This window comes from Shewanella sp. Koi 1 (assembly GCF_052907445.1).
Genome location: NZ_JBREJM010000001.1, coordinates 4,819,925 through 4,831,742, shown reverse-complemented (window position 1 = coordinate 4,831,742; position 11,818 = coordinate 4,819,925). Strand labels below are relative to the sequence as shown.

The following is an 11,818-nucleotide window of genomic DNA, read 5'->3' as shown; positions in this document are numbered from 1 at the left end:
AAACGAAGAAGCCAGCTGAATAAGCTGGCTTTTTTGTTTTTCGCGTTTGCCATTTCAAGATTCAATTCTTCAAGCTTGTGTTGAGTCTAGATGCCCAGCTCTAATCCCGTAGATTCTATTATTTAGTCTAAAATAGCGGCACTTATGTTAAGTCTTTTTGCTTAGTCATCGGTTTCCCGTTAGCATACGAGGCGTCCATTTCTTTATTGAAGATATTTGGCTACCCATGCTTCGCAAACTCTCGCTCGCCGTATTGATACCTGCATGTATGCTGGCACTGTATTTAGTGTTAGTGACGGCTGAGTATTTTTATGAGAGTGAGTTGGTGCGTAATGAATTAGCCGATCGCCAAGTCAGCCAGATCAAGCAGCAGTTATTGCGTATGCAAGCCGTGGTGCAATCGGCGCAAGCATTACAAGACATAGAACGGATCGAGCAGGAAGTCTCTCTGGCAACCTTAGATATGAACGTCATGGTTTATATCTTACTGGACGCAAATAGTCGGATCCGCTTTGCAAATCATACCGTTTGGCGTGATAGCAATGCCATCGAGGTTATCGATGGATATGATGTAGTTAAGCATCATGCGGTGGTGCAATCCGGTCAAGCGAGCATTTTGGTGAATCCTGAGCGGTTGTCTATTCAAGCTTATTATCCTGTGGAAGCTCAATATCCCGGCGCTACAGAGCTAGTCTATCTCGAGTCGGATTTAGCACCTCTGGTTGCGAGGGCTTCAACTGAGCTACAACAACGATTTATGCGTGTCTGGGGGCTCGGTGCTCTGCTGCTAATCGGTTTTACCTTCGTTTTATATTATCTGCTGATCCGCCCATTCAAGATGTTGAGTCAATCGGCCAAACACGTTGGAACTCCCGAGTTTACAACTCAAGTGCCTTGGAGCGCGTCCGAGGTTTTATCCCTACAGACAAGTCTGCAACAGGTTCATGAGCGCTTAGCGCGAGCTGTTAAGCAGCTCAATGACAGTGAGCAACGTTGGTTGTTTGCGGTCGAAGGCTCGCGTAACGGTATTTGGGATTGGGATATTCGGACTGGCGAGGTGTTTTTGTCTGATCGCTGGAAGGAAATGATTGGCTATCAGCCCGACGAACTCGAAGGCGCTTTCCAGACTTGGGAGAGCCGTTTGCATCCCGATGATAGACAAAGCGTGCTGGACTGCCTGCAGGAATACGTCAGCGGCAAGACAAAAGAATTTGAGAGTGTGCATCGTTTACTGCACCGCGATGGCCATTATGTCTGGGTATTTGACCGTGGCATGTTGGTTGATTGGGATCACCTCGGTCGCCCCACTCGTATGATCGGTATTCATGTGGATGTGTCTGAAAGTGAGCGAAACCATGCCGCTATCGCCGAGTTGGTTAAGCAGTCTGAGACAGGCGATAGAATGCTGCCCAAAGCTTTTATGCAGCAGTTATCTCAATATCTCAGCCAACGACCCAGCGCAGGTCATTGGGGCGCGTTATTGTTACTCAATGTGGAAACTCATACTGTTAGCGATACGCTCACACCCCACGAACTTGAGCGCTTGTTGTCGCAATTGAATGCGAGGCTCTCAAGTTATTTTGCTGAAAATATTCTGGTATCCCATATCGAGCTTGGGCGTTTTGCCATTTTGACCAAAGAATTGGCGGCTGACGCTACGATGGCTGGGCGCAGAGCCTTGGCTTTAGCTACCGAGTTAAGGCATATGACGACGCGTCCATTCCATCAAGGCGAGCAAAGTGTCAGCTTCAATGCTGATATTGGTATTTGTTTATTAGATTCGGTTGAAACCCTCGCTCCCGAAATTGCACTGCGCCGCGCCGAATTGGCGCTGCAACATGCTCATTCATTCGAGCAGGCCGGCTGTGCCTTCTATCATCCTGATTTAGAACATATTCAAGATCCTGAATTGTCGTTATGCCAAGCATTAGAGCATGCGATTACAGACAATCAGTTGTCATTGATGTTCCAGCCAGTTGTGGATATGCAAGGTAAGATAGTCGCTGCCGAAGTCTTATCCCGTTGGCATTTAGCCAACGGTGATATTATCCCCGTCGCGAAGTTTATTGGCCTCGCCGAGCGCCATGGTCTGATTGCATCACTCGATTTAAATGTGGCTACGCGCGTTTGCCAGTTGATTAAGCAATTTAAACAGCAGGGCATTAACCTGCCACGTTTAACTCTGAATATCAGTACCCTCTCTTTCTGCCAAGCTGATTTCGTCGAGCAATTAGTTGCCTTAACCCGCCGCTATGAGCTGGATGAGAATCAGCTGGGGATTGAGTTAACCGAGAGTGCATTACTAACATCAGCCTCCTTTATTCAGCCGAGGATCAGTCTGCTCACAGAAGCTGGAATTGCGATAACATTAGATAACTTTGGTGCGGGACAGGGCGCCTTGAGTTGCTTGCGTCACTATCCCTTGAATGAGGTGAAACTCGATTTACATTGTGCCACTAACTTAACGACTGATACGAGTTGGAGCCAAGCGCTGATTCAGTCGATACAAGCCTTTAACTTGTCTATCGTGGCCAAAGGTGTCGAGTCACCACAGCAACAACAACTCTTTAGCCAGTTAGGTTGCACCCACTTCCAAGGATACAATATTGCGCGTGCCTTAAGTGTTAATGACTTTAAACAGCTTGTTTGTCCACGTCCCTTGTTGCGTAGCGTTTAAAAAAGTCGAGCGCGTAATTAAGCGCTTGATTACGGTAGCTATCTTTCTCCATAAAAATCTCATGGGCAGCCCCTGCAATCACTTTTAATTGGCAATTTGAGCTTACCGCCAGATTTTGTGCGGCATTGTCGATGATCTTATCTTCACTGGCTTGCAGGATCAGAATAGGCGTACGGATATGTGCTGTGGCCAATACACAGGCATCGGCTGCATCTAAGGATTCAGTTAACCAGCGGTTAGTGGGTGAGCCTAATTGCAGCTTTGGCGCCGCATCGTACAACTCTCGGTAGGCTTGATAACGACTCTGACAGTGGGTGAGATCATTGCCCTTAAAGGGAGCAGCCTTATAGTTTTGCCCGCTGAGGACATAGTTAGGTTCCCCGCCGTTGAGACTGGCATCGAGTTTACTCGCAAGCCAACGGACAAACCCTTTCGGCATAGGTAACTTAATGCCATACATGGGGGCTGAGAATGCCGCCGCCGTAAACACATCCGGATGTTGTTTGAGATACAAGGTACCGATGGCGCCACCCATAGAATGCCCGAGCAAAAACAGTGGCGAAGTGGCATGTTTGAGTACAACTGTTTGCATAAACAGGGCAAAGTCGTCGATATAGTCGTTGAACCGCCGCACGTGGCCTTGATGGGGATTAGCCGTCATGCGGCTCGACAATCCCTGGCCGCGGTGATCGATAGCAAATACTGAATAGCCTTGCTGGTACAAATCAAAAACGAGTTCTTGATACTTTAAGTAGGACTCAACCCGGCCACTGCTGATGACTATGCTGGCATGGGCCTTGGGATGCTTGACCATCATGTAGGCCAAGGTTAATCCATCGGGCGTTTTGAGTGTGTCTTGGACAACGGTTTGCCAGAAGGCTTGCTGTTCAGAAGTATTTAAATCGTGTTCCGTTGAAAAAGCTACCTTGGAAAACTCTTCCCTTGGAAAGTTTAGGGGCGTTTGGCTCATACTCTGTCGCACATCTCGGGCAAAAAGGTTTGCTAGAGTGTATCAGAGAACTGGGGTGGGCAGGAAAGGGAGCAGGAAAATACCCGCTCCCTTGGGATGAGCTTAAATCGCGGTTTTTTGCGCTTCGATAAAGTCGTTAATTTGTTGCTCCAGCACCGACATAGGCACAGAACCATTTTCTAATACCGCGTCGTGGAAGGCGCGAATATCAAATTTATCGCCTAAGGCTTGCTCGGCTTTCGCGCGTAGGCGTTTAATGGTGAGCTCACCAATTTTGTAGGAGAGCGCTTGTCCTGGCCAGGTAATGTAACGGTCAATCTCAGTCGTCACATTGTGGAGCGATAACGCCGTGTTGCTCGCCATAAATTCGATGGCTTGTTCTCGGCTCCAACCTTGGGCGTGCATCCCCGTATCGACAACGAGACGAGCGGCGCGCCACATCTCATAGGTCAGACGACCAAAGTTACTGTAAGGGTCTTGATAGAATCCCGCTTCTAAGCCTAAGTATTCGCTATACAATCCCCAACCTTCACCAAAGGCGGAAATATAGCTGTAGCGACGAAAATCGGGCAATGAGCTCAGTTCGGAGTTGAGTGAAATCTGCAGATGATGCCCGGGCACAGCTTCGTGCAGCGTTAGCGCTTCGAGTTCATAGAGCGGACGCTTATCTAAGGCGTAGGTATTAACCCAGTAGTAACCCGGCTCGTCGTCACGATTAGAGCCAGAATAACGGCCTGAGGTGTATTTAGGAGCGATTTCGGCCGGCACCGGCGCGATACCATAGGGTTTTCGCGGCAATTTACCAAAATATTTGGGCAACATGGCATCGGCTTTTTTGGCAATAAAGGCTGCTTCTTTCAGGAGCTGATCCGCACTGGTGGTGTAAAACTGGGGATCGGTTCTTAAGAAATGTAAAAAGTCGGCAAAGCTGCCTTTAAAGCCAACAGACTTAATGACTTGCTCCATTTCCTGGCGGATACGTTTTACTTCTTTTAAACCGAGTTCGTGCACTTCGGCCGAGGTCATATTTAAGGTTGTGTAGTAACGAACGCGGTTCTCATAGAAGGCATCACCATCGGGTAAGCTGTTGGCGGCAATATTTTCCCGAGTGTTGGGCATATACTCCTGAGTCATAAAATCATAAAAAGCCTGATAGGTTGGGAGCACATTCTGCTCGACCGATGCTCGGCCTTCTTGGGTCAGTTGCGCTTTTTGCGCCTCAGTAAAGTGGCTTGGGTATTGAGTAAAAGGCTTGAAATAACCGCTTTTCTCTACCGGTAAGATGTAAGCACTAATGCTGTTTTCAAATCCCTTGAGCGTGGCTTTAGGCGGTGTAATACCTTCCTTTAGTCCTTGTTTTAACCAATGGGTTTGCTGGGCAAAATAGGTCGGTAGCGCCTTGAGCTTGCCTAGGTAGTTTTGGTAATCCTCTAGGGTATTGAACCGCCCTTGCGCAATGGAAGATATATAGGCGTGGAAGCCACTCTCTGCGGTGATCGGCAGGTAGTAATCCTTGTATTTATACAGGTCGACCTCGTTTTGGATCTGATCTTCGAGGATTTGGGCGTTGATTTTATCCTCTTTACTCAGCTTGCTGCGATCCAGTGCTTTCAATTGGGCGAGAATGGCCATTTGTCCCTGATTGAGCTTAGCTAAGGCTTCGGGAGACAGATCTTGCAGTTTACCCGCAGCACTCTTATCCCCCATTCCATAGGCCATTTCAGGGCTGGCACTGAGTTGGAGTTGCCAACTTTGATCCACAATTGCTTGCAGTGCTGGGGCCATAGTCTTGGCCGTGGACTGCGCAACGGCTACCGTTGTTTGTTTGGTGGATTCGATTGGGGGCTGAACCGCGCTACAGGCACTAAGTGCGCAAATCAGTAAGCTTGGGGTAAAGAGTTTATGCATGATTTATCTCGGATATTTTCGTTGTTATTGAACTCATTATGCCTGAGGTTTACCCCAGATTGTTGTACGTATATTAAGCAGAATTGTGACTGAATGTGAATTTAAATCCCGCCCTTAGCTAAGTGCCACCAAAGAATGCGTGTTAAACTTAGGATCCGCCCTAGACCAAATAACAAAAGCATTGGCTGGGTAGTTCACATAGGGGTTAATTATGATCAATACATCCATTCCATTGGTGGATTTGCATCGTCACTTAGATGGTAACGTGCGAGTGAACACCATTTGGGAACTCGGACATCAACACGGCATTGCTTTGCCTGCCGATTCTTTAGAGACTCTCGCGCCATTTGTACAAATTCAGGGGAAAGAAACCAGCTTAGTCGCCTTCTTGAAGAAGCTTGACTGGATGGTGGCAGTTCTCGCTGATTTAGATGCGGTAAAACGTGTCGCCTATGAAAACGTGGCGGATGCGGCGTTATCTGGCCTTGATTATGCGGAGCTGCGTTTTAGTCCATATTACATGGCGATGAACCATAAGCTACCGATTGAAGGTGTGGTTGAAGCGGTTATCGATGGGGTAAAAGCCGGTCTGAAAGATTACCAAGTTAAAATCAATCTTATCGGGATTATGTCGCGCTCTTTCGGACAAGCCGCTTGTACTCAGGAGCTTGAAGGCTTACTCGCCCATAAACAGCATTTAGTCGCGATGGATTTAGCCGGCGATGAGCTAGGTTTCCCTGGCGAATTGTTTAACGAGCATTTTAAGCGAGTACGAGACGCGGGCTTAGCCATTACCGCCCATGCGGGGGAAGCGGCGGGTTCACAAAGTATGTGGCAAGCGATTCAGGAGCTGGGGGCGACACGTATCGGCCATGGTGTGAATGCGATTCACGATCCTAAGCTGATGGAATATCTCGCTAAACACCGTATCGGTATCGAATCTTGCCCTACCAGCAACCTGCACACGTCGACTGTGTCTTCCTATGCAGAACATCCCTTCAGAACCTTTATGGATGCTGGTGTGTTGATAAGCCTTAACACCGATGATCCAGGCGTGAGTGCGATTGATATCAAGCATGAGTACCGCATTGCTAAGTCTGAACTAGGTCTAAGCGATGCAGAGCTGGCTCAGGTGCAACGCAATGGGGTGGAAATGGCATTTTTATCCGAGAGTGAGCGCAAGGCGCTGTATGCGGCGAAAGCTTAAGTAAGTAGCTTTTCCAAATAAAAAATCCGACACTTGAGTCGGATTTTTTTATTGGAGATGCGTCTGTGTTAGATCACACGGGAGAACTGTTGTTGACGCGCTTTTTGACGGTAGTAAAGGTCGAAGCACATACAGATATTGCGGATCAACAGACGGCCTGTGGGACTGATGGTGATCTTTCTGTCGGTGACGTCGACTAACTTATCGTCGATAAAGGTTTGCAGCAGTTTTAAGTCTTCGGCGAAGTATTCCTCGAACTTAATCCCCAGTTTTTCGTCCATTTTTGCCATATCTAAATCGAAGTGGCAGATCAGCTGTTTGATCACGACACGGCGGATTTCGTCGTCACGGTTCAGGCTACAGCCTTTCCACAGCGCATGTCCGTCGTTGTCGATGGCTTCGTAGTAAGGACGAATATCCTTCTGGTTTTGCGCATAACAATCGCCAATTTGACTGATTGAAGACACGCCAAGGCCAAGCAAGTCGCATTCTTCTTGGGTGGTATAACCCTGGAAGTTGCGGTGCAGTTTGCCTTCGCGCTGTAACTTAGCCAGCTCATCGTCAGGCTTCGCGAAGTGGTCCATACCAATGTATTGATAACCCGCGCCAGTTAAAGTCTCGATAGTTTGATGCAACATCTCAAGCTTTTGTTTTGGCGAAGGTAAATGTTCATCTTTAATCTTACGCTGCGCGGCAAAACGTGCAGGTAAGTGGGCATAGTTGAACACAGATAGACGATCGGGCGACAGGTCTAACACGCGCTGCATGGTGGCGGCGAATGTTTCGGGTGTCTGATGTGGCAGACCGTAAATCAAGTCGATATTGGTTGAGACAAATCCCATGGCCTTGGCTTTGGCCATTAAATCGAAAATAAATTGCTCGTCCTGCTCACGGTTAACCGCGACTTGTACTTCTTTATTGAAGTCCTGCACCCCGATAGAAATGCGGTTAAAGCCCGCTTCTTTTAAGGTATCGAGCATTGAAAGCTCAATTTCACGGGGGTCAACTTCGATAGAGAACTCACCTTCAGCGGCAAAGTTAAAGTTAGCCTTGATTAAGTCGGTTAACTTCAGAATTTGCTCAGGATTTAAGAAGGTTGGCGTGCCGCCGCCCCAGTGCATTTGGGTGACTGTGTAGTGCTTAAACAGCGGAGCGCGCTTGATAATTTCGTGGCTCAAATACTCGATATATTGATCGGCCTTGTGGGCGTGGCGAGTGATAACTTTATTACAGCCACAGTAGTAGCAAAGTTTGGCGCAGAAGGGGATATGAATATACAGCGACAGTTTGTCACTCTTACTGTTTTCAATCGCCGTTAACAGGTTTTGTTCAGTGAATGAATCATCGAACTCCAGCGCCGTTGGGTAAGAAGTGTAACGGGGACCGCTGTAGTTATATTTTTCGATCATCGACTGATCCCAGCTTATCTGAGTGGGCTGCTTCAAGGCGTGTCCTCCGAGGGTAAATTAGCAACAAGCGAAGTATGCAAGGTTCTTAGCCAAATAACCTTGATCTAGGTTGTAAAAATGATGTCTGTCCTTTTAGAAGTTACGCAATATCTATGAAAAAGGAGCCAATGTCTGTTGTTTTTTGGAGGTTTTGTGCACAGGCTCACGTGAAGCCGTACTCTGTGTGGGAAAAGAAATGCGGGAGAGATTGAGCCCCAAAGCCTAGGTTTGACCTTGAGGCTAATGTGGTCAGCTTAATGTGGGGCTTTTAACTGATAACTGGAGAGCTTTTTGGCATCGGCGGTAATGCCTTCGGCCAGTTCTGCTTCAGATTTCATGCGGACAAAATCGAGCTTCATCCGCTCTTGCTTCGGCAGGGCTTGGCGAGCTTCCATAATCGGGTGATCTTTAATCAGCTCAAAGTGTTGGAAGAATGCTGGGAACTCAGGCGCAACCCGCTCGCTTAAGGATAAAATTTCAAATAAACGGCCAATTCTCACCACGCCTTCGGAGATTTCGCAGCGGTCATCAATCATTGCGGTGGCGATATAACGAATATCTTCGAGCACTTGGGCGCGCTTCGCGTTAGCCGCAGCTTCACGCTCGGCAGTGAGCGCCTGTTGGCGTTGTTGCTGTTGCTTGAGTTTGAGGAGTAAGAAGGTGGCGTAGCTACTGAGGGCAACAATGATGATAAAACCAAGCAGGATAAGAGTGGTGGACACGTAAACTCCTTGTTTAGACTGCATAAAAACAAAGGCTGAGCGCTTTGTTTTTATGCATATTCTAAGATTTAAAACTTATCTTGATAATCTTTTAGCAGTTCGGCACCAGATTCAAAGCGATCAAACAGGTCATCATCTGAATCGACTTTTGATTTTTTCGCTGGCGCTTCATCTTCTAGCTCATCGCTGATACCCAATTTAATCATCAGGGCTTCAATCTTATTCAGCTGCTGATCTAACCATTGTTGGTCGTCATTGCTTAAGTTACGGCCTTCTTCCAGCATATCGAGCAACTGGTTCAGTCTTGGATCTTCTTCCAACTTCAGCAGTTTTTGCTCATCGGTTAACTTGGGTTGCTTAACTTTTGGTGTGGCAGGCTTTTCTGTTGCAGTTGGTAAAGCCAATGCCACAGGCTTTTTGCTGCCATGGCGAGGATCTTTGCTCTGAGCAGCCTTTTTCTGTGGTGCTTGAGCATTGATAAGCGCTTCATTATGACGACTGCCAGACTTATTGCCCTTTTCGGCGCGCTTGCCTGTGACTTCTGCACGGTCCTGCTTTTTCACTCTTGGCTGTAATTTAGGGCTATTATCGCCGCCCTTGCGTGTTTTCTTGCTACGAGACATGATTTTCTCAATTGTTTACAACGTGTGGCCTAGCCGATACGGGATCGACTCGGTACTAAATTCGGTCGGCTGTTATACCAGATTATGATGTTTTTTGCATCAAAACGAGGTCTTTCGCGGCAAATAATAGTTCAAAATCGCTATGACTCGCTAGGTATTCAAAGGTTTGTCTTTGGTAAAAACTCACATGAGTGAGATTGTTTTTATAATGCCATTTAGCAAAGCCTTCTAAATCAATTAATAAGGGGGTGCTAATCGCTAACCAGCCACCCGATTTGAGTAAACGGGTCAGTAAACTCCATTCTCTACTGGGGTGCTGAAAATGCTCAAAGACTCGGTAGCAGCAAATAAAATCATACTCTTGCTTAAGCGTTTCGTGGTCGGGTGCGAAGAAAGGATCATACTGCTTGAAAGTGTGTCCCGCCGATTCAATGGTCGCCAGACTGGTTTGATCTAACACGCGTCCAAAATTTAAGCCCGTAAGGCTACCTTTTTGCTGCAATTGTATTTGTTCTAGTAGCGGTAAAATGAATTGCGAGAGTTGGCGCTGTTTGGCGGCAATCCGCGAACGGCCATAACGCTGTTTTTCTGCCGCGGGAGGAAGATGGCTATTTGCGTCTGCAAAGGTGAGTCCGCATGTCTGGCAAACATAAAAACACCGTTTCTTGTCCTGAAGGAGCAACAGTGTTTGCGTGCTATGACAAAGGGGACATCTGCGCATTGAGTCAACTAGAAAAGTATTAAGGTCTTGATTGTAACAATTATATTGCGGAAGTGCACTTTCGGTGCTGGATGTATGCTGGTGGATAATCACAAAGAAAAAAGGCGGCAGTTAAACTGCCGCCTTACAAACGGTGCATTTTGCACCCTATTCTGATTCCAAGTATCCTTACTTGCTATGCGACTTTCCCGGTCGGTATCCTTCTTTTTTTTACTGCTTTCCCTGCATCATTTTAGTTATCGGTCTTCCAGACACTTAATTAGTTTCTGTCGCCATCCAGACCACAGTTTCCGTAGATGGTCTCAAGACACATCTTTATTACAGCGTCATCAATGACGTTAAGTTAACCATCCATGTTGCTTGAAGTACCTTCCAGTGATAACAAGCTTCCAGCCAGTGCATCCAAAGCTATTAGCTTCCTTTGCTACAGTTTGAATCATTCAAACTGTGTCCTGATGGGGCAAGTTACCCTGAGTGTAAGGCGATTTGCTTATCGCAAATTGGCGTTATCGGCCATCCCTTACAAAAATGTACTGACCGGGATTTCAAGGCGAAATCACTGCTCTTATTATTATTAGAGAGTGGTCTTAGTTATATTATTGTTATTGAGAGTCTTTATTCTTATATCTTGAATGTTAATTATACCGAAATCTGCAAGTTATTATTAATTTATTTGTACAAACAGATGGGTTTATCTCGGTACGGAGCTTATTAAACCCAAATCTGTGATCTATGTCAAGCATGAATCTTTATCAGTTTACGTTAACGTAAACTTTGTGGCGATAAAAAAGGGTGACAGTGCACCCTTTTTTATCGCTAAAACTTATTTCAGGCTAGCAATGTACTTAGATAATGCTTCGATATCACTGTCGCTTAACTTTTTCGCGACATCTTGCATCATGCCGTTGAGATCGTTGTGGCGACCTGCATCACGGAACTTAGTCAGTTGGATCTTGATGTAGTTAGCGTGTTGACCGGCTAATGCAGGGAAACCTGCTGATTCAGCACCTTTAGCATCTGGACCATGACATGCCATACAAGCTGTGATGCCGCGTGATACATCGCCACCTTTGTAAAGTTTTGCACCTAGCTCAGGAACATCTTTCGCTTCAGCAACTTGGATTGCTTGGCTAGAGAAATAAGCGCTGATATCAAGAATATCTTGATCGCTTAGAGGCATTGCCATACCACTCATGATAGGATCCATACGACCATCTTTACCGCCAGATTGCGCTGCACTACGGAAATCATGTAGTTGCTTTTGGAGGTATGTGGCGTGTTGGCCCGCAAGCTTAGGGTACATATCGATCATACTGTTACCGTCCATGCCGTGACAGGCAGAACAAACGATAACTTTAGTTTTTCCCGCTTCAGCATTACCTTCAGCAATCGCAGGTGAAGATATGGCGGCAACTACAACAGACAGCGCAAGAGCTAACTTTTTCATGGCGTTCCAACTTCTGGTTAAGATTATTATCCTGAGCTTACTAGGGTGACCCGCAAGCGTGGTAAAATATGTTTAATGTGATCGGGGTAATATTT

9 protein-coding genes are annotated in these 11,818 nt (G+C 46.7%); 2 read left to right on the top strand and 7 right to left on the bottom strand.

Annotated features, from left to right (window positions below; genetic code table 11):
* Positions 1–226 precede the first annotated feature (226 nt).
* On the top strand, positions 227–2,677 hold the full coding sequence (locus ACUZ8J_RS21190; protein WP_446694887.1) for an EAL domain-containing protein: 2,451 nt from the start codon (positions 227–229) through the stop codon (positions 2,675–2,677).
* On the opposite strand, the gene ACUZ8J_RS21185 is transcribed toward ACUZ8J_RS21190, so the two are convergent.
* A complete protein-coding gene (locus ACUZ8J_RS21185; protein WP_446694886.1) occupies positions 2,634–3,647 on the bottom strand; it encodes an alpha/beta fold hydrolase in 1,014 nt (337 codons plus the stop codon). The two genes, ACUZ8J_RS21190 and ACUZ8J_RS21185, sit on opposite strands and share 44 nt — an antisense overlap.
* A gap of 102 nt (positions 3,648–3,749) precedes the next feature.
* A complete protein-coding gene (locus ACUZ8J_RS21180) occupies positions 3,750–5,555 on the bottom strand; it encodes a DUF885 domain-containing protein (protein ID WP_446694885.1) in 1,806 nt (601 codons plus the stop codon).
* Positions 5,556–5,766: 211 nt separating this feature from the next.
* On the opposite strand from ACUZ8J_RS21180, the gene add reads away from it, so the two are divergent.
* A complete protein-coding gene (gene add, locus ACUZ8J_RS21175; protein WP_011718822.1) occupies positions 5,767–6,762 on the top strand; it encodes an adenosine deaminase in 996 nt (331 codons plus the stop codon).
* A gap of 68 nt (positions 6,763–6,830) precedes the next feature.
* On the opposite strand, the gene hemN is transcribed toward add, so the two are convergent.
* From hemN to ACUZ8J_RS21150, 5 genes are all read right to left on the bottom strand, one after another.
* Positions 6,831–8,207 carry an oxygen-independent coproporphyrinogen III oxidase gene (hemN, locus tag ACUZ8J_RS21170; RefSeq protein WP_446694884.1) on the bottom strand — a complete coding sequence of 459 codons (1,377 nt, stop codon included), beginning with the start codon at positions 8,205–8,207 and terminating at the stop codon, positions 6,831–6,833.
* Positions 8,208–8,464: 257 nt separating this feature from the next.
* Entirely contained in the window at positions 8,465–8,932 is a 468-nt protein-coding gene (locus tag ACUZ8J_RS21165) for a DUF2489 domain-containing protein (RefSeq protein ID WP_446694883.1), read from the bottom strand.
* A gap of 68 nt (positions 8,933–9,000) precedes the next feature.
* Entirely contained in the window at positions 9,001–9,555 is a 555-nt protein-coding gene (gene yihI / locus ACUZ8J_RS21160) for a Der GTPase-activating protein YihI (RefSeq protein ID WP_446694882.1), read from the bottom strand.
* 82 nt (positions 9,556–9,637) lie between these two features.
* On the bottom strand, positions 9,638–10,276 hold the full coding sequence (locus ACUZ8J_RS21155; RefSeq protein WP_248967866.1) for a class I SAM-dependent methyltransferase: 639 nt from the start codon (positions 10,274–10,276) through the stop codon (positions 9,638–9,640).
* 823 nt (positions 10,277–11,099) lie between these two features.
* Positions 11,100–11,723 (bottom strand): c-type cytochrome, encoded by a 624-nt coding sequence (locus ACUZ8J_RS21150; protein ID WP_011624628.1) that lies wholly within the window; start codon positions 11,721–11,723, stop codon positions 11,100–11,102.
* Positions 11,724–11,818: the final 95 nt, after the last annotated feature.